Source organism: Desulfoconvexum algidum (genome assembly GCF_055382125.1).
On sequence record NZ_AP042394.1, the window covers coordinates 6546393 to 6564788 of the forward strand.

Below are 18396 nucleotides of genomic sequence, written 5' to 3' on the forward strand. Positions count from 1 at the left end.
AAAAAATCATCCGGTTTCTGCAAATTTTACCAAGGAATGGGGATTGGTGATGATGATTTTTTCTCGTCCGGACTTGACCCAGCCTTTTTTCTCCCAGGCACTGAGTGTACGGCTTACCGTATATAAGGTGGTTCCTGAATAATCAGCAATATTCTGGCGGCTTAAGGGGATATCAATTTGAATCCCTGCATTGGTCTTGGAACCTGCCCGCCGCATGATTCTTAATAATGATCGAGCAATCCGTTGATCCACATGTTCGGTGCAAACCTCAAGGTAACGTTTTTGTATATCATCAATGCGCTCCAGGATGATGTTCAGCAGATTGATTGTAATCTCCGGCCAGCCTTTCATCATCTGCATCATTGCCGGTTTATCCCAAAGGATCGTCTCGGTCTCTTCTATTGCCTCTGCGGTGACCGGGTAGTTCCAATTTTTAATGACAGCGACAGCGGCCGTCAATTCTCCTGCACCGACATAGCGAAGGATGATTTCCCTGCCCTGTTCATTGAGTTTGGTCAGTTTTAAACGGCCTCGGTTAACCAAAATGACATTTACAGCCGAATCCCCTTGATGAAACAGAATGGTTTTGGGTTGTAAGATTAACCTTCTCCCACTTTCCAACACATCTGCATACTCTTTATCGGTCAGACTTTTAAAAATCTCTGATTGATCTAATTTTTCAAATATATTTGGAATCGTATCCATAGAGAATTCATCTGGCTCCAAAAAAATTACAAGTTAGTACGGATGATTGGCTCACACTACATCAAATCAGGGGATATTACAAAACTAAATTTTGGGCTTGATCACAAGATCTGCTGGGAACCGGCGAGGTTATAATAACTGTGCCGGGTAAGAGTGACAGCGATTGGAAATCAAACGTTCCATAACAAAATGTGCCATGGGATTGCCGGATGACATTTTTATAACAGGCTGCGAATAAAATCCCCCGTGGCCTCTACCCCTTTTTCTTCGACCACCCGGATGGTCTGGGATCCGACGACAGCAATCTCGGCCTTGCCCCTTAAAAAATCGATGTCCGCTTTGTCTTTTACACCGAACCCCACGGCCAGGGGGAGGGGGGTTGCCGTTCTGCATCTTCCGAGATAATCGGCGATGTCAGTTGAAAAAGAGGTGGTTTTTCCCGTCACCCCTTTTCTGGCCAGGCAATAGACAAATCCTTGGGCAACCTTGGAAATATAGGCCATTCGCTCATTGGAAGTTTCCGGTGAAAAAATATAGATGGGGGCCAGGTTGTTTTTGGCCATGGCCGCCAGATAGTCTTTTCCCTCTTCCGGGGGCAGGTCCGGCACAATGGCCCCCTTCATGTTGATCTTTGCCATTTGGTCTGAAAAGGGCTCCATACCGTATTTATACAGAATGTTGGCATAACTCATGAACAAAAAGGGAATGGAAAAATCCTGGGCCACACGCTTTGCAAAATCAAAACAGCGCTGCACCGTGGACCCGCCCTCAATCGCCCGCTGGTTGGCTTTCAAGATCACGGGGCCATCGGCCATGGGCTCGGAAAAAGGGATCTGGAGCTCCATTAAGTCCACGCCTGCTTCCACCATCTGTCGGACAATTTCGTAGGAGGTGTCAAAATCGGGATATCCCATGACAATATGGGTCATCAATAAAATTTCTTTGGTTTTTAGCTGTTGGTTGATATACGCTTCAAGCATGGTATTGTTCTGCCTTTGTTATTATGAATTCTTTCCATTTGGGATCGTCAATTGCATCGGCCACGGTGAAAATATCCTTGTCCCCCCGGCCGGACTGGTTGATGATAATGATATCGTCCTTTGACAATTGTGGGGCTTCTTTAAAGGCATGGGCAAAGGCATGGGAGGATTCCAGGGCTGGAATGATCCCTTCTTTTTGCATGGTGAGTTTCAGGGCGGCAATGACTTCGTCATCCGTGGCAGACTCAAACCGGGCAAGGCCCTTATCGTGCATGTCGGCCAGGATGGGGGAGACCCCCACATAATCAAGGCCTGCAGAAATGGAATGGGTCTCGCGCATCTGGCCGTCATTGTCCTGGAGAAAATAGGTTTTATACCCCTGGGCAATGCCGGGGCTGGCATCATCGGCCTTGAGGCGGGAGGCATGAAGTCCTGTGGAGATTCCCTTGCCCCCGGCTTCCACCCCCACAAGTTCCACGGGATCATTTAAGAATCCGGAAAAAAGCCCCATGGCATTGGATCCGCCGCCCACACAGGCATAGACCCGCTTGGGCAGCCTATTTTCAATCTCTAAAATCTGACGTCTGGCTTCCAAGCCGATGATGGATTGGAAATAGGTGACCATTTCAGGAAAGGGATGGGGTCCGCAGGCCGTTCCCAAAACATAGTGGGTGGTGTCCATGTGGGTGACCCAGTCCCTGAAGGCTTCGTTAATGGCATCCTTGAGTATTCGGGTGCCGTCTGTCACCGGTACCACGGTGGCGCCCAATTGCTCCATCCAGAAGACATTGGGCCGCTGGCGGATCACATCCACCTCTCCCATGTAAATGGTGCAGTCAAATCCGAATTTGGCCGCCATGGTGGCGCATGCAACCCCGTGCTGGCCGGCTCCTGTTTCGGCAATGACCCGTTTTTTTCCCATTCGCTGGACCAAAAGCCCCTGGCCCATGACGTTGTTGGCCTTGTGGGCTCCGGTGTGGTTCAGGTCTTCGCGTTTGATGTAGATCTTTGCCCCGCCGAAATGGTCGGTGAGGTTTTGGGCAAAGGTCAGGGGGGTGGGCCTGCCCGAATAGGAGGACATCAGCTTTACATAGGTGTCCCAGAAAGTGGGGTCTATTTTAATGGCTTCGAACTGGGCTTCCAGTTCGTCAAAGGTGGCCACCAGGATCTCGGGCAAAAAGGCCCCGCCAAAGTCACCGTAATATCCGCGGTTTTTCATGGGTTTATACTCCTCGTGGGGTGCAAAAAGGGTGAAAGATTCATATGGGGTGTCCCCCGGGCCGATCCTCAGATTGGATGGTTTGGGAAAAGTCAAACACATCGGTCCTGCAAAAAAGAATGGAAAAAATTCCATTGGGGGCCTGGGGAAAATTTAAGGTTCTTTTTACCCTAAGAATAGGGTCTGATGGCGAAAGTGCCAGCCATTTTGCCCGTTCTAAATTCAGGGTTTCAACTTTGAACTGCTGGGTCCCGGTTTCAGGCGTAAGGAAATAGTGATCGGACACGACCTGGGCCAGGGATTGGTTCGCAAGATCCATTCGATCAATCCCCTTAAACAGTTCCGGGTCCAGGTAGATATCTTCCAGCAGCACTGGGTTATCCCGGGTCAGGGTCAGGCGGGACAGGAAAAAGGCGGTTCGATTGTTAAAGGGGTTTTCCGGGTTGCGACTTATTTTTATAGGGGCCATGGGCGTAATGATTTTTGTTTCAATGGGTACCCCCTTGGTTAAAAAGGCCTGGGAAGTGCCTGCCAGGGAAAACAAGTCCACCTGGGGGCTTAGGTGTTTGACAAAGGTGCCGGATCCTCTTTTGCGCTGGATCAGCCCTTTTTGTACCAGGGTGTCCATGGCCTGGCGGACCGTGGGGCGGCCAATACTATATTGTTTTGCAAGACCTGTTTCCGAAGGGATCATCTGGCCAGGACTGTAGATGCCCGATCGTATCCGCTCCAACAGAATGTCGGCCAGTTGGTGGTACAAGGGAATCGGTGATCTTGGATTAAGCATATTTTCCTCTTGGGATATTATCATATTAATAATAAGGATCTTAAAAAAAATATGTTAAGTTGTCAAGACATTTTGTCTGTATTTTTCACCTTTTCCCATTAAATCAGATAGACAAAAAAAAGGGAAAGCCGTTAAGGCTTTCCCTTTTTCCGGTTCTCTTCCTTGTTTCTAATCCACCAATACCTTTTCAAGCTGGGTGACCATAAAATCCATTTCTTCCTCGTTGATAACCAGGGGCGGAGAAATACGGATGGTATGCCCGTGGCTGTCATTGGCAATCAGGCCGAGTTTAAGCAATTTTTGACAAAATTCCATGGCATTGCCTTCTTTTACCTCAATGCCGATGAAAAGTCCTTTTCCCCTGACTTCTTTGACATGGGGGGAACGGTCGGCAATTTCTTGGATTCTGGCCTTAAGGAGTTTGCCTTTTTTGGCAGACTGCTCGGCCAGGTGTTCCTCTTCAAAAACTTTCAGGGAGGCGGCTCCTGCCACACAGGCCAGGGGGTAACCCCCAAATGTGGACCCGTCAGATCCCTTGGAAAAAATCATGTCCATGAGTTTGGCATTGGTGATAAATACGGACAGGGGAACCAGTCCCCCGGAAAGGGCTTTGCCCAGGATTACGCCGTCGGGAACGATATCTTCATGCTCAAAACAAAATTTTTTCCCGGTTCTGCCCAGGCCTACCTGGATTTCATCACAGACCAGGAGAAGATCATTTTCATCGGACAGGTTTCTCAATCCTTTGAGAAAACCCTTGGGCGGAATTTGCATACCGCCTTCCCCCTGGAAAGGTTCCACAAGGATGCCACAGGTGTTGGGGGTGATGGCCTTTTTCACCGCGTCTATATCTCCGAATTTTACAGAGACAAATCCCGGGGTCAAAGGGCCAAAGCCCTCTTTGTATTTTTTGCTGGAAGAAAAGGAAACCGTGGAAATGGTCCGGCCATGGAAATTATTGTCAAAAACAATGATTTCCTGTTGTCCGTCCGGGATACCCTTTGCTTTGAAACCATAATATCGCATGGCTTTAATGGCGGTTTCAACGGACTCGACCCCTCCGTTTTTGGGCAGCACCTTGTTGCCGTGGTTACCAAAGCGAGGGCCCATCTGGGGCGCAAATTTGGCGGTTTCGGACAGGAAGATTCCCAGGGGGTCGGTAAATACCACATTGGAGAGGACCGAGGCGTAATTTCCGATGAGGGCGTCCATGAGGGCATTGGTGATGGTGGGATGGTGGTGACCCGGGTTAGCCGCTGAATAGGCTGCCAGGCAGTCCAGATAGCGTTTGCCTTTGTCATCGGTGAGCCAGCACCCCTTGGCATGGCGGACCACGAGATTGATCCTTTCATAGTGATGGGCACCAAAATCTTCTTCCAGGTTGAAAATCGTGTGGTCGCTTTCGTTGGAGAAGCCTTCAAAATGGTTTTTTTTACGCATGGCTGTCATGGGTCACCTCCTTAATTATCCGTTTTTATAATATCGTAAATCTCTTTTTCTTTGTCTGTGAGATCCTGGTTTTGATCCAGGGTTTTTTCCAGGAAGCAATGGTAGAAATCATGGCGGAGACTGTCCCGGTTGGCAATGATAAACCATTGGTTCCGTGTCCAGTTAATGGGGGCCTGGTCTTCATTCCCGGCTTCAAATATCCCCACCAGGGCTTCTCGTTTATCGGTAATAATATCAAAGGATCGGCCCCCTATGGTTTTTATCAGGTTTTCGTGTTCTGGGTGTGTCACTTGGATATCAAATCGTTCAGGGATTTCTCCCATGGCAATATACCGAATTTTGACCCCTCTTTTTTCAGCAGTGACTAACGCGTCAGATAAATGCCTGTCTGCCTCGGGAAAAAGCCGGACATATATTTCTTCCTGGGCTGCTTCTATCATTTCTTTGGCCTTTTCCATGACCGTGTCGTAGCCGGTCAAGGTCCAGACATATTCAAAATCCTGCCTTTGGGAGGCTTTGGTAATTTCCTTTTCAAAGGCCCTGATATTTTTATCAAAATTTCTTTGTAACCGCCGGATCAATTCATCCGACGGCAGGGGGGCATACTGTCCCGTATTAACTTCAATTACATATCCCTTGGATATCAGGCTTCTCAAAACATCATATATCCGGGATCTTGCAATCCCTGATATTTTGCTCAATTGGGATCCATTGATGGGATGATTGCCGACCAAGGCCATATAGCAGGCGGCTTCGTATTGGGAAAATCCCAGATCCTTTAATTTTGAGGTGGTTTCCATTTGCTTCTCCATTATGTTGCTACCTTAATAGCAACATAATGGCATGGACGCTGATTGTCAATTTAAATTTTCTTTGGAAAAAAAATGAAACATACAGAATTGACAATTGGGCCTTCCTGTGAGCATATAAATAGATTAATATTATCAATATTTAATTCACTTATATGAGGAGAAAAAAAATGGCTGGCGTTAACAAAGCGATTATCCTAGGTCGTCTCGGACAAAATCCGGAAATATCATACACCCAGTCCGGACTTGCAGTATGTAAATTTTCCATTGCAACATCAAGAAAACAAAAAAATGGACAGGAAGTTACCCAGTGGCATCGCTGTACAGCCTTTGATAAGGCAGGCGAATTAATTGCCAAGTATGTCAGCAAGGGCAACATGCTCTATATAGAAGGCGAAATTAACTACAGCCAATATGAAAAAGATGGTGTCACAAAGTACTCAACCGATATCATCGTAAGGGAATTTAATTTTATCGGTTCAGGTGACGGCGGTCAAAACACCCAGCAGGGCGGTGGATATCAAGGGAATCAGGGCGGCAATTACCAGGGCAACCAGGGCGGCCAACAATCCGGCAACGCACCTTCCCAGGGAAACCAGGGGCCCAACAGCAATAATTATCAGGGCCAGACAAACCCAGGGATGACCGGTGGGCAGGGTTCCATTCCCGACGATGATATTCCGTTCTGAAAATCACCAATAAGTAAAATGTAAACTATTAAGGCATAATCCCATGGATTATGCCTTAATAGTTTATCTTCTCATTATTTCCAGAGCCATGGGAATATCCGGTTTTAATTTAATGAAATTTCTTTCGCCATTGCCAGGGGCTCGTATAGTCAGCACCCTGGATCCACATTCCCTTACGGGATTGCTTTGCCCGTTTCTCTGCTTGAAAGTAGGGGGCTGCATCAAATTTTTTGGACCGCTTTCCCCGGTAAACTTCAGCTAAACCAGACCGGACCATTTCAAGGTTTATATTGGTTTCATGGACAAAAATTTCTGCCAATACCCGATTATACTTGCCCATACCATATTGTTTTAAAGAAATTGTTTTTTTCTGGAGGAGGTGGGTCAGTTTTTGTTTTGCCTGAAGGCTGTATGGCTGGTTTTTTTGTCCTCGTTTGCCGAATTCTGGGGTATCTATCCCCACCAGTCGTATGGTAAATTTGAGTCCAAACCCTTTCACCTGAATGGTATCCCCATCAAATATTTTGACGATGGTAAATTGATGTCCCCTGGGAAGGATAAATTTTTCTTCAGAGAGTTGTTCTGCTGGTCCATTTTCCGGAGGCGAAATGTTGCTGAAGTGCTGGATGCCATTGGTATCGGTCCATAAATATATGGAACCGGATAAAATAATACCGGCAAGGACGGCAAACAAAGAAAAAAAGATTGTTTTCAGAAGAGGAGACATGGACGTCCTCCTTTTTATTGAACCCGGTTTTATTGTGGAACCTCAGGAAAAGTATACTCAAAATTGCCTATTCGGACAAGTTTATAATCTTGTCTCTTTTCATGATCAGGCCGGACCAGTTTTTTTTATCCATCTGCCAGACCACTGTGAATCCAAATTTTGTGTAATGGGCTATCAATTCTACTTTTTCCCATTGCCGGATCCCCGATAAGATGATGATTCCTTGTGGGCAAAGACTGGTTTGAATCAGCCCGGACAGCTGTTTGAGGGTGGGAAATCTTAGGTTTGCACAGATGACTGAAAATTGGGATTCGCATACCGGCATATAGTCTTCAAAGACCGAGATTCGATGGGCGAGATGATTGAGCGCCACATTTTTTCGGGCTTCACTCACTGCATTGGGATCAATCTCCCAGGCCTTGCAGCGTTCGATCCCGACATGGCAGAGGGCTATGGCCAGGACCCCTGATCCCGTGCCGATATCCGCTCCCATTGAATCCCTTGGAAACGAAATTTCAGGCGTTTTTAGAAAGGCAGTGTCAATGGCTTCAAGGCACAGCCGGGTGGTGGGGTGGTGGCCGGAACCAAAAGAGACCCCGGGGTCAATGAGAATATCAAGATCATGGGGGCCTGCCTGGCTTTCTCTGTTGGAAGGTTTGAGAAAAAAATGATCGGTAACCCGGACTGGTTTTAAAAAATTTTGGGCCACATAGGTGGCGCCGTATAGGTCCTGGTAGGCCAGTTCCTGGTCATCCACAAGCGCTTTGAGAATTTTTTTTGCCTGGATAAAAGAAATGGACAGCCCGGCAGCAATTTGCTGAATATAGGCCCGGGCTGTCAGTCTCGTTTCAGATTCGTAGAGAATGTCCAGTACAACATTCCGATTAAAGGGAATCATGCCCTTCTTTTTTCAGCAGATCATCGTACCAGCAGGCAAACTGGAACATACCCTTGATTTTCTCATCGTTATTGATAATCCCCAGGCACATTTCAAGGGCGCCCTGGGCAAGGGCGTTATTGTATTCATCATGGTCCACCTGGGACAAAAATTCACGGATCAATACCTGGGAAGTTCGTTTGGTTTTGTCTTTTCGAATGTCAATGGGGTCTTTGGGTTCGGCAAAGGGATTCCATTCTTCATACCCTTTTTTGAGAATTTGGCGTTGTCCTCTTTTGCCCATGGCATCGAAGATACCTTTTTTTTTCTCTTCAATTTCTTCCGGGGTAAATTTATCCATTTTTTTTGACTCCAAGATAATTTTCATTAAAATCAGTGACCAGGGCCATTGATACCGGGATCAGCATTTCATGCATTTTTATGTTTTCAGATTTGATATCACGGATGAGCTCTGCAGACAAAAGCTGAAGTTGGGAATAAATTTTATCCATATTCAAGGTGGGGTAGGGTTGACCCTGGATAAAATTGGTCCGGCCACAAATATGGCTGACACCTGACGTGGAGGTGGGTATCCCGTATACCCTGCAGGTGATCGGCCGGTGTTCGTAGAGGACACATAAATTGTTCGCACCTAAAAGGGGGCAGCGAACCCTTTCCTGGGACATTTGGCCCACAATTTCCAATTGGTCGGTACCATTTTTTACCTGCTTATAGGCCTCGCGTTTTAATTTCACCAGGGCACGGTCTGTTTTGTCTGCAATTTCGATGATATCGTTTTTGTTTTTTCCGGAGAAGGTTTCCAAAAACTTGTGTTTTAAATACAGGGCTTCAATAAGGGTTAAATCGAAAATTGCATAGCAGCAGTCACTGCATTTTTCCCGGCAGAATACTTCCTTGGGATATTCTTTTTTGACCCGTTCAAACACGCCATCCACAATGTGGACCAGGGCTTCGTATTTTACAAAATGTGTTTTTAAATCTAATGACATGGGGGGTTCCTTTATTTTCCAATGCAAAAATTATTAAAGATAGTATCCAATATATCTATAGAGGCAGTTTCTCCGGTAATTGTTCCAAGGGAATCAATACTGTTTTTTATATCAATTGCCAGTGTTTCTTCTTCCTGTCCTTGGGCAAGGCCGGTTTTTACGGATTCAAGATAGGAGAGGGTTAGTTCCAAGGCTTTTTTGTGCCTCAGGTTGGGTATCACGGCAGAGGTTTCCATGGAAAGATCCCGGATACAGGTATCCACGATTTTTTCTTTTAGTTCCTTGATTCCCTGGTTCAACAGGGCGGATATTTTAATGACGGGTATCTTGGCATGGGCCGGTGTTAATTGTGGCAGATCCATTTTGCCGGATTTTTCCTGGGCCAAATCCATTTTATTGATCACCATTATGACTTTTGCCCCTGGATTTTTTACCGGGGGGATCATTTTTTGAAATTCTCTCTCTGAAAAAACAGATCCCGGCTCCTTCATAAAGAGAATCAGATCTGCGTTGGTGATATGATCTTTTGCCTTTTCGATTCCAATGATTTCAACCAGGTCGTCTGTTTCATGAATGCCGGCTGTATCAATGACGACAAACGGTATGCCGTCTATGTTTAAGCCTTCTTCTATTGGGTCCCTTGTGGTCCCGGGAACCGGTGTTATAATGGATTTATCCTGGTCAAGGAGTCGGTTCATCAAGCTTGATTTTCCCACATTGGGTTTGCCACAGATGGCCACCCGGATGCCGTCCTTGAGAAAGCAGGCATCATTATGCTGTTGGATAAATTCCTTGCACTTTTCCATGACCTGATCAAGCTGCTTTGCTTCGTCAGGGGAGATCTCAAAGGTTTCCACCTCATCCGGGAAATCAATGGATGCTTCCAATCGGGATAAAAAATTGATCAGGGGGTCTCGCAATTGCTGGATTTTGCGCTTGAGCTCCCCACGATTCTGGGAGGAGGCAAATTTTAAGGAATTGGCTGAACGGGCATTGATGATATCGGCAACAGCCTCTGCCTGGGTCAGGTCAATGCGCTGGTTCAAGAAGGCCCGTTTTGTAAATTCACCCGGCTCTGACAGTCTTGCACCATGGGATATGACAAGCGATAGAATGCTTCTGAGCACAATGGTTCCAGAATGGGCCTGAATTTCGACCACATCTTCAGCAGTGTAAGAACGGGGCGCCTGCATGGGAATCACCAATACTTCGTCTATTACCTGTGGTTCGTCCGGATCTGAGGTGTCCAGAATAAACCCGTGACTTACCCTATGGGAAACCAACCCTGGCGCTATTTTTTTCGGCACCTGTGTCCTTGAAAAAAGCAGGGTAACAATCTCAAAAGCCCGGGGACCGGAAATTCGTACTACACCAATACCGCCACTTCCATAGGGGGTTGCTATTGCGGCAATTGTATCATTCATCAGGTTTGTTTTCTAAGCCGCCGCTTTCCTTTAAAGGAGTTCTTTTTTTTGGGGAAAATTACCAACCGTCGGTAATAGCCATCCCCCATGCTCTGGGTTCTGACCTGGGCATCATCCTTAAGGGCAAGGTGCACAATCCTGCGATCCTGGGCACTCATTTGGTTGATAGTGGTCGGGCGGCCGGTCTTTTTTGCTTTTTCCGCCATTTTATAGGCCAGATGTTTGAGGTTGGTTTTCCGGGTTTCCATGTACCCTTCTATGTCCACCTTTACCCTGACCCGGGCCTCACTTTTTCGGTTGATAATTTTATCGGTTAAAAACTGCATGGCATCCAGGGTCTGACCCTTGCGGCCGATGAGAATACCGGCATTGCCCCCGGTGATCTTCAGGGTAAGGCGGTCTTCTTGGGTTTCGGCTTCCACTGCGGCATCGTCGGTGATCAGATCTGCCATCTTCTGCAATGCTTCTTTGCCAAGATCTATGGATTCCTGGGTCACATCCACGGGAGGCGGAAGATCCTTTGGTAAAGGGGTTTCTTCGGGTTCTGATGCTAAATCCCATTTCCCATTGTTGTCTTCCATTACCGCCTGGGTCTGGTCTAAATCGGGATCCAGACTTGTTTGGGGTGCAGTGTCTGGTTCTGGTACGGCTTTTGATTTTGGTGTCGGTTTTGGTGTCGGTTTTGGTGTCGGTTTTGGTGCCGGTTTTGGTGCCGGTTTTGGTGCCGGTTTTGGTGCCGGCGGATCTGTTTCCAGCCGGGTTTCTTCTCCAAAGGCTTCATCCACAAAGGATCTGATTCCTTCTCGCTCTTCAGCAGAGGCAGCATCTGTATCCGGAAGGCTTACCTTTATCTTGGCGTCTTTTCTGCCGACGATTCCAAATATTCCAGAGGCTCCCGCTGAAAGGACTTGATACTCAAGCTTTCCTTTGGAAACACCTAAGGCTGAACAAGCATTTTTCACAGCCGTGTCTACATCTTTCCCCGTAAATTCCTGGGTTTTTTTCATATGACCTCCTAAGTGTTAGGAAAATTTCTTTTGAGTATATTTCTGCTGGCCCATGGAAATAATATTGTTAACAAACATGTACAAGACCAGTCCTGCCGGAAAATTTATGAACAGTACGGTCATGAATATGGGCATGAGCATCATCATTTTTGCCTGCATGGGATCCCCTGCCGTTGGTGTCATTTTTTGCTGGAGCAGGAAGGAGGCACCCATGAGAAGGGTGAGCACCGGAATTCCTGCAGGTGCCTGCATCATGGGAATGGCAAAATCGAAGTGAAAGAGCCGGTCCGGTGCCGAAAGATCCTTTATCCACCCGAAAAAGGGGGCGTGGCGCAGTTCAATGGCCTGGTAGAGCATGCGGTAAAGGGCAAAGAAGATGGGCATCTGAACCAGCAGCGGCAGACAGCCGGAAGCCGGATTGACCTTATAGGTTTTATACAATCCCATCACTTCCTGGTTCATCCGCGTTTTGTCATCTTTGTATTTTTCCCTCAGTTCCATCATCAAAGGCTGAACTTTTTTCATCTCGTTCATGGATTTATAGCTTTTTGTGCCCAGGGGCCAGAAAACAAGTTTGATGAGAATGGTCAGCAAAATGATGGCAATACCATAGTTGGGAATGAAGTCGTGAATGGTATTCATTGTGATCAAAAGGGGTTTGGCAATGATATCAAACCAGCCAAAATTGATGGCTTTTTTCAGGTTGTTATCGTATTGGCTCAAGAGCTTATAGCTTTTGGGGCCCATAAAATAGGTATAGTCGTATTGCCCTTGTTTCCCTGAATCCAGGCGGTCCATCTTCTGGACAAGCCGGTTGGTGGCAATGTCATTGGCATAGGAGAGGCTAAGTTTGGCTTTGACAGGTTCCTTGGGCATCACAACTGTCATGAAGTACTGGCCCGTGTAACCGGCCCAGTCAATGGTGCCGTTAAAGGTATCCTGGTCTTCGATATCATTCGGTGCAATGTCCTGATACTTGTCATCGATATAGGCTATAGGTCCTTGAAAGGCAAAACGGGATTGTTTTTTTACCTCGTCATTATAAAATCCTGGCATGGAAATAACAATGGCGTCATTGATCGGCATACCAGAGCCGTTTTGAACGAGAATATTACAATCAATGAGAAAGGAATCTGCCCGAAAGGTAAAGATTTTTTTTATGGAAATCCCCTGGGGGTTCACCCATGAAAAAACAATGGTTTTCTCCCCCTGGTACAGGTTGACAGAGGTGGTATCTGTGCCGGCAGTATAAGTTGCATTGTCAAGTCCCTGGATGGATCCGCCTTCCATGCTAAAAGACAGGGTGCCGTTAACAAGCTGTTCCGGGACCAATTGCTTTAAAGGAGAGTCGTCCTGGTTTGTTTCTTTATAATTTTTGAGGGCAAAACTATGAACGGCTGCCATATGTTCGGATATGGCAATCTCATAGAGGGGGGTAGACACAGAGATGGTCCGATAGTCTTTCACCACAGGCATGGGTTGACTGGTTTGGGCCTGACTCTGGTTTTTAGTCCCATTTGTATAATCTGAAACCGTGGGGGTGTTTGCCGGAGTGTTTGATTGTACGGTTTCCCGACTCTGGACTTCCTGGGACGGATTAGTATTTTCAGCAGGTGCTGTAAAAAAATATTGATAGCCCACAAGGACCACCACGGAAAGCACCACTGCTAATAATAATCTTTTTTGCTCATCCATTTTCTCTCCTAAAACTTGAAAATTGTAAAGGATTTTCATAACAAAGAAGAGGAAAACAGTTATGGCGTTAAGGATAAATTATGGGACCGGGTCATATCCTCCGGCATGGAATGGATGACAACGCAAGACTCTCTTGACAGCAAGGGCAGTGCCCCGAAGGCTGCCATGTTTTGCAACCGCTTCAAACGCATATGCCGAACAGGTCGGATAATACCTGCAATTTTGACCTGTTAGCGGTGATATAAAAATTTGATAAAATTTAATAAATATTAATAATAGCTGTTTCATCATCCTGCCGCTGTTATTTTTGTAAAAAGTTTATCAAGCTTCTCAATAATTTGTCTGTTAGATAGCGTGGTCAGACCTTTCCGTCCAATGATATTTATGTCCCTGGCTCCCGGAATAGAATCTTTCCTATGTCTAAAATATTCCCTTATAATTCTTTTTATCCGGTTACGCGCTACTGCATTCCCCACTTTTTTAGATACGGTAATTCCAATTCGATTGCATTCGCCTGTTCCGTTAAGGACGGCTGCTATAAAATAGCCCGTGTGTATCTTTTGCCCTTGTTTTGAAAGCGTTAAAAACTGGCTCCTTTTTAGGAGCCGCACCTCTTTGGGTAAAGAAAAATTATTCAATCAATCCCTTTATTAAACCGTTAGTTTCTTTCTTCCTTTTGCTCTTCTTGCATTGATGATCCGTCTGCCGCCTGGGGTGGCCATTCTTTTAAGAAACCCGTGTTTTCTTGTTCTTTTTCTATTGCTGGGCTGAAATGTTCGTTTCATAAAATCACAATCCTTAAATAAATTAATTTGCTAAATATTAGGCTAACTACCATAAACACAAGACTTTAACTTTTTTTATAAAAAATGTCAAGAATGAAGATTCAAGTTTGAGCCGGGCGCTTTATTTTACCAGGGATTCAAAAATATGGTATTCTTCAATATGGTAATGGGGTTCCGGGTAGATGGCAATGGGTTTTGAAAATTGGTCCTCCAGGGAGGCAATCAAATGTTTTTCCCTGCCGTGGAGAAGCTGGGCAATTTCAGGATGGACCTTCACCGTAAATCGGTTGCCCATCATATCCCCGGCTTCCGAGACCAGGTCCCGGTATATTTTGTGGCAGATGGATTTGCCCGATAACAGGTGGCCGTTGCCGTTGCAGTAAAAACAGGGCTCGCACAGGGTCCGTGTCAGGTTTCTTCGGGTCCTTTTGCGGGTCATCTGAACCAGGCCAAGTTCCGTCAAAGGAAGGATATTCGTCTGGCTTTTATCTTTTTTCATGGCTCCGTTCATCCGGGACATGACTTTTTCCTTGTGGGATTCTTTTTTCATGTCAATAAAATCAATGATGATGATGCCGCCGATATTGCGCAGTCTGATCTGGTAGGCAATCTCCTTGACTGCTTCCAAATTGGTTTTCAGGATGGTTTCATCAAAATTATGATTGCCCACATACCGGCCTGTGTTGACATCAATGGCAATAAGGGCCTCGGTTTGTTCAATAATGATATAGCCGCCTGATTTGAGCCATACCTTTCTTTTAAGCGATCTTGCCACATCGGCTTCTATATTGTAGGCATCAAAAATGGATTCCCTGCCCTGGTAAAGTTCCACGCTTAAGTTTACATCGGGCATGAGTCTTTTTAAAAAATTCTGAACATTGTCATATTCTTCTTTGGAGTCAATCACTAATTTGTCTGCTTCATTGGCCAGAAGATCTCTCACTGCCCGGAAGGTGACGGTCAGGTCTTTATACACCAGGGAAGTGGCCGAAACAGAGCGGCTCTTGGCCATGATGTCCTCCCAGGTGTTGTTGAGAAAATCCATCTCTTTTTTGATGGTTTCCTGATCAATCCCCTGGGCCTGGGTTCTGAATATATAACCGAACTTATTTTCTCGAATGGACAGGAGCAGATCCTTGAGCCGGGTTCTTTCCTCTTCGTTATCAATGCGTTTGGAGATGCCGATGTGGTCCACCGTGGGCATGAGAACCAAATACCTTCCGGCAAGGGAGATATGGGTGGTGACCCTTGGGCCCTTGGTACCGATGGAGGATTTGGCCACCTGGACCAGGATTTCCTGACCTTCTGTCAGCAGATCTTCAATGCTGCATTCAGGGGTCAGGGCTGTTTTCCAGGAACCATGGGACTTGTCCATTTCCCTGGCTTCCATGTCAGTCGTATCCATGTCCCCTTCGGTGTCAATATCGGTGTCTTGTTCAAATTTTTGGTACATTTTATGGCTTGCCGTGTCCAGAACATCATCCACATAGATAAAGGCGGCCATGTCAAATCCGATGTCCACAAAGGCAGCCTGCATGCCCGGAAGAACCCGCTGGACCCTTCCCTTATAGATGTTCCCGGCAATGCTGGTTTCATCTTCCCTTTCGATGAAAACTTCAACAATGGTGCCGTTTTCAAGGAGGGCCACCCGGGTTTCATGGGGGGTTGAATTTACAACAAGTTCTTTTAACATGGGGGTCATCCTTGGGTTATCTTTTTAATTCTTGCCGTTTGCATGGAGGCATCATCTATTTTGAAATATTTTGCCAGTACCTCTGTTGGCCGAATGGTTCTGGTATTGTATTGCTTTAATACCATTTCAATGGTTTTCAGGCCAACAAGGGTTATGGTCTGAACCGATTGCCTCAAATCCGTTCTTCTAATTTTACCTTTTTTGCTGAGATCTTCAACCATAAATTCAGATAAATTTAAAAATCGGTCAAGGTCTGCCTGATCCAGACAGGGGGCAGAAAACCGTATTTGATAGGCAGATTCTGTCGTGTCCTGGTGTCGCAGCTTGGAGTGAAGGCGGCAATCAATGACGTGGATTCCTGTGGGAAGCGTTTTATTTAACGCCTGTTTTACCGCATCGGGGCGGGTGCCCCGTTCAAGATAGATAAACAGGGTCTCTTCTTCGCTTTCCATCCCTAATGGCAGGGCATTTTCAAAGGAAATTTTCATGGACGGGTTAAATCCTTTGGAATATTTGACAACCAGGCCGGCGCGCTTTACGGCCCGCTCAACAATGGTGGCCAGCTCCAGGTGTCCGAAAAATCGTGCCCGGTCCAATTTTGAAAAAATAACATCAAACTTAAAAAAGGCATCATCGGGCAGCAGGATTGGCGAAGAACCCATTGGGCCAAGGGGGGGCAGTGGGCTGGTGTCGATATCATGGAGAACCGGCTGGATCCGTTTAAAATCGCAGACCCCGCATCCTGAACAGTCGTGGTCCCGGCAATCTGGCGTCAACGTTTGTTCTAATGCTCGTTGAAATTCCTTTTTAAGAAAGGTGTCGGTTACGCCGGAATCAATGTGGTCCCAGGGCAGTACTTCTTCGTCATTTCTCGTCCGGGAGGTGTAAAATAAAGGATCAATGCCGGTGTCGTCAAAGGCCTTTTGCCAGAGGTCAAACCTGAAATGATCGCTCCATCCGTCCAAGCGGCACCCATTTTTAAAGGCAGCTACCAACAAAGTGGAAAGACGCCTGTCCCCACGGGCAAATACGCCCTCTATCAGGCTCATCTTCGGATCCTGCCATTTGAGCTTGATCCGTTTGTTCCGCAGATTATCTTTTAAGTATTGGAGTTTTTCATTTGTTTGTTCAAGGGGCATCTGGGAATGGCGCTGGAATGGGGTATGGGACTTGGGGATAAAGCTGGCCACAGAGACAGTGATCCCTTTTTTCCCCTTGGCATATTGGGCCAATCGGTTTGACAAACGGCAGATGCCGTCCATATCGTCCATTTCTTCGAAGGGCAGGCCCATCATAAAATAAAGCTTGATATTTTTCCACCCCAGTTCCAGGGCATTTTCAACCGTGGTGCAGATGCTTTCTTCGGTGAGGTTTTTGTTGATAATATCCCTCAGTCGCTGGGTGCCAGCTTCTGGGGCAATGGTGAACCCTGTTTTTCGAACTGTTTTTACCAACTCCATGAGCTCCGGGGTGAGTTTTTCCGCCCGGATGGAGGGCAGGGAAATGGAATTGCACTGGCCCTGGTTCATGGCCAGCAATTGCTGCATCAATTGGGCGAGGTTCGAATAATCCCCTGTGCTCAATGAGAGCAGGGACATTTCCGAATACCCCGTTGATTTTAAAGAGAAGCGGGCGATTTTCAACAAGTCTTCAACGGACCGTTCCCGAACCGGCCGATAGATCATGCCGGCCTGGCAGAATCGGCACCCCCGGGAGCATCCTCTGGCAATTTCCAGGCGCAGCCGGTCATGTACGGGCTTGGCATAGGGAACAATGGGGTCCATGGGAAAGGTGTCCAGGGTCAGCGTCGGTAAAAAAGCCCGTTTCACCCGGGTATAATCTTCATAAACGGGGGTCAGGGTCTGGATACCGGTCTCATCCCCGCTTTTATCCCCGCTCTTATTCCAGTGGGGGGTAAAAAAAGAGGGAACATAGACCCCTGGGATCTTGGATAATCGTCTTAACAGGCTTTTTTTAATTTTGTCGCCGTTCTTTTTGAACTCAATGACTTCATTGGCAATTTGTAGGATTGCCTCTTCTCCGTCCCCAATGACAAAGGCATCAAAGAAATCAGCCAGGGGTTCGGGGTTAAAGGCACAGGGTCCCCCCCCGATGATAAGGGGAAAGGAGTCATCTCTTTGATCCGCATAAAAAGGGATTTTGGAAAGAGAGAGCAGGGTCAAAATATTGGTAAAGTTCAGCTCGTATAAAAGGCTGATTCCAATGATATCAAAGGCTGCAAGTTCTCGCTGGGATTCCATGGACAAACAGGGAATCCCCTTTGCTTCCATGAGCTGTTCCATGTCCGGGGCCGGGGAAAAAAAACGCTCTGCTGCAATGTTTTCCTGGCGGTTTAGAATGGAGTATAAAATCTGGATGCCAAAGTGGGAGGTGCCTATTTCATATAGGTCCGGAAAGACCAGGCCAAAGGTCAGATCCATTTGATCCAGGTTTTTTTTTACGGCATTGATCTCGTTTCCCGCATAACGGGTTGGGGTCTGGACCTGTGCAAGGATATCTTGATAATTTTGTTTATGCAT

At 46.6% G+C, this 18396-nt stretch carries 19 protein-coding genes; 1 reads left to right on the forward strand and 18 read right to left on the reverse strand.

Annotation, left to right across the window (positions count from 1 at the left end; translation table 11 throughout):
• Nucleotides 1-6: 6 nt before the first annotated feature.
• From ACZ45G_RS29475 to ACZ45G_RS29500, 6 genes are all read right to left on the reverse strand, one after another.
• The gene (locus tag ACZ45G_RS29475; RefSeq protein WP_464174182.1) at nucleotides 7-705 is read right to left on the reverse strand and encodes a Crp/Fnr family transcriptional regulator; all 699 of its coding nucleotides are present in this window, start codon (nucleotides 703-705) and stop codon (nucleotides 7-9) included.
• Between the two features lie 218 nt (nucleotides 706-923).
• Entirely contained in the window at nucleotides 924-1685 is a 762-nt protein-coding gene (trpA, locus tag ACZ45G_RS29480) for a tryptophan synthase subunit alpha (RefSeq protein WP_464174183.1), read from the reverse strand.
• Nucleotides 1678-2904 carry a tryptophan synthase subunit beta gene (trpB, locus tag ACZ45G_RS29485; protein ID WP_464174184.1) on the reverse strand — a complete coding sequence of 409 codons (1227 nt, stop codon included), beginning with the start codon at nucleotides 2902-2904 and terminating at the stop codon, nucleotides 1678-1680. The genes trpA and trpB overlap by 8 nt, the downstream gene beginning before the upstream one ends.
• Nucleotides 2905-2944: 40 nt before the next feature.
• Nucleotides 2945-3691 carry a GntR family transcriptional regulator gene (locus tag ACZ45G_RS29490; protein ID WP_464174185.1) on the reverse strand — a complete coding sequence of 249 codons (747 nt, stop codon included), beginning with the start codon at nucleotides 3689-3691 and terminating at the stop codon, nucleotides 2945-2947.
• A 168-nt stretch (nucleotides 3692-3859) separates the two neighbouring features.
• Nucleotides 3860-5140 (reverse strand): aspartate aminotransferase family protein, encoded by a 1281-nt coding sequence (locus tag ACZ45G_RS29495; protein ID WP_464174186.1) that lies wholly within the window; start codon nucleotides 5138-5140, stop codon nucleotides 3860-3862.
• A gap of 11 nt (nucleotides 5141-5151) precedes the next feature.
• Nucleotides 5152-5940 (reverse strand): TrmB family transcriptional regulator, encoded by a 789-nt coding sequence (locus ACZ45G_RS29500; RefSeq protein ID WP_464174187.1) that lies wholly within the window; start codon nucleotides 5938-5940, stop codon nucleotides 5152-5154.
• Between the two features lie 179 nt (nucleotides 5941-6119).
• Here ACZ45G_RS29500 and ACZ45G_RS29505 point away from each other — a divergent pair, with 179 nt between their 5' ends.
• Nucleotides 6120-6638, forward strand: a complete 519-nt coding sequence (locus tag ACZ45G_RS29505) for a single-stranded DNA-binding protein (protein ID WP_464174188.1) — start codon at nucleotides 6120-6122, stop codon at nucleotides 6636-6638.
• Between the two features lie 109 nt (nucleotides 6639-6747).
• Here the strand turns inward: ACZ45G_RS29505 and ACZ45G_RS29510 are convergent, their stop codons facing one another.
• From ACZ45G_RS29510 to ACZ45G_RS29565, 12 genes are all read right to left on the reverse strand, one after another.
• Nucleotides 6748-7365, reverse strand: coding sequence for a thermonuclease family protein (locus tag ACZ45G_RS29510; protein WP_464174190.1), 618 nt, complete (start codon nucleotides 7363-7365; stop codon nucleotides 6748-6750).
• Between the two features lie 67 nt (nucleotides 7366-7432).
• A complete protein-coding gene (locus ACZ45G_RS29515; protein WP_464174191.1) occupies nucleotides 7433-8263 on the reverse strand; it encodes a 50S ribosomal protein L11 methyltransferase in 831 nt (276 codons plus the stop codon).
• Nucleotides 8250-8603: a hypothetical protein gene (locus ACZ45G_RS29520; protein WP_464174192.1), complete on the reverse strand. Its 354-nt coding sequence runs from the start codon at nucleotides 8601-8603 to the stop codon at nucleotides 8250-8252. The genes ACZ45G_RS29515 and ACZ45G_RS29520 overlap by 14 nt, the downstream gene beginning before the upstream one ends.
• Complete coding sequence (locus tag ACZ45G_RS29525; RefSeq protein WP_464174193.1) at nucleotides 8596-9252, reverse strand: YkgJ family cysteine cluster protein; 657 nt, start codon at nucleotides 9250-9252, stop codon at nucleotides 8596-8598. The genes ACZ45G_RS29520 and ACZ45G_RS29525 overlap by 8 nt, the downstream gene beginning before the upstream one ends.
• An 11-nt stretch (nucleotides 9253-9263) precedes the next feature.
• Nucleotides 9264-10676, reverse strand: coding sequence for a tRNA uridine-5-carboxymethylaminomethyl(34) synthesis GTPase MnmE (gene mnmE / locus ACZ45G_RS29530; protein ID WP_464174194.1), 1413 nt, complete (start codon nucleotides 10674-10676; stop codon nucleotides 9264-9266).
• A complete protein-coding gene (jag, locus tag ACZ45G_RS29535) occupies nucleotides 10676-11683 on the reverse strand; it encodes an RNA-binding cell elongation regulator Jag/EloR (protein ID WP_464174196.1) in 1008 nt (335 codons plus the stop codon). The genes mnmE and jag overlap by 1 nt, the downstream gene beginning before the upstream one ends.
• 15 nt (nucleotides 11684-11698) lie before the next feature.
• Nucleotides 11699-13378: a membrane protein insertase YidC gene (gene yidC / locus ACZ45G_RS29540; RefSeq protein ID WP_464174197.1), complete on the reverse strand. Its 1680-nt coding sequence runs from the start codon at nucleotides 13376-13378 to the stop codon at nucleotides 11699-11701.
• 78 nt (nucleotides 13379-13456) lie between these two features.
• Nucleotides 13457-13669 (reverse strand): membrane protein insertion efficiency factor YidD, encoded by a 213-nt coding sequence (gene yidD / locus ACZ45G_RS29545; RefSeq protein WP_464174198.1) that lies wholly within the window; start codon nucleotides 13667-13669, stop codon nucleotides 13457-13459.
• Nucleotides 13666-14016, reverse strand: coding sequence for a ribonuclease P protein component (rnpA, locus tag ACZ45G_RS29550; protein WP_464174199.1), 351 nt, complete (start codon nucleotides 14014-14016; stop codon nucleotides 13666-13668). Before rnpA ends, yidD begins: the two co-directional genes overlap by 4 nt.
• Before the next feature lie 12 nt (nucleotides 14017-14028).
• Nucleotides 14029-14163 (reverse strand): 50S ribosomal protein L34, encoded by a 135-nt coding sequence (rpmH, locus tag ACZ45G_RS29555; RefSeq protein WP_464174200.1) that lies wholly within the window; start codon nucleotides 14161-14163, stop codon nucleotides 14029-14031.
• A gap of 121 nt (nucleotides 14164-14284) precedes the next feature.
• Nucleotides 14285-15856: an Rne/Rng family ribonuclease gene (locus ACZ45G_RS29560; protein ID WP_464174201.1), complete on the reverse strand. Its 1572-nt coding sequence runs from the start codon at nucleotides 15854-15856 to the stop codon at nucleotides 14285-14287.
• Nucleotides 15857-15861: 5 nt separating this feature from the next.
• Nucleotides 15862-18396 carry a TIGR03960 family B12-binding radical SAM protein gene (locus ACZ45G_RS29565; RefSeq protein WP_464174202.1) on the reverse strand — a complete coding sequence of 845 codons (2535 nt, stop codon included), beginning with the start codon at nucleotides 18394-18396 and terminating at the stop codon, nucleotides 15862-15864.